Source organism: Pantoea sp. GbtcB22 (assembly GCF_019091025.1).
In the GTDB taxonomy this organism is placed as follows: domain Bacteria; phylum Pseudomonadota; class Gammaproteobacteria; order Enterobacterales; family Enterobacteriaceae; genus Pantoea; species Pantoea leporis.
Genome location: NZ_JAGXKB010001120.1, coordinates 1 through 228, shown reverse-complemented (window position 1 = coordinate 228; position 228 = coordinate 1). Strand labels below are relative to the sequence as shown.

1 protein-coding gene is annotated in these 228 nt (G+C 61.0%); it reads left to right on the top strand.

What is annotated here, in order from left to right; genetic code table 11:
• Positions 1–228 (top strand): efflux RND transporter permease subunit (locus KVT28_RS27690; RefSeq protein WP_217551573.1); only part of this gene is annotated, 228 nt, incomplete at both ends.

The window sequence follows — 228 nt, the reverse complement described above, 5'->3', positions numbered from 1 at the left end:
CTGGATGAACGCGAGGGCAAAACGCTGGGAGAAGCGGCGGTAGAAGCGGCTCGGCTGCGTATCCGTCCAACTATCATGCCCTCAATGGCGTTTATTCTCGGCGAGCTGCCGCTGACCATATCCAACGGCGCGGGCGCTGGCAGCCAGCATTCGATTGGTACGGCGGTGGCGGGCGGTATGATCACCGCGACGTTCCTCGCCATCTTCTTTGTGCCGATGTTCTACGTG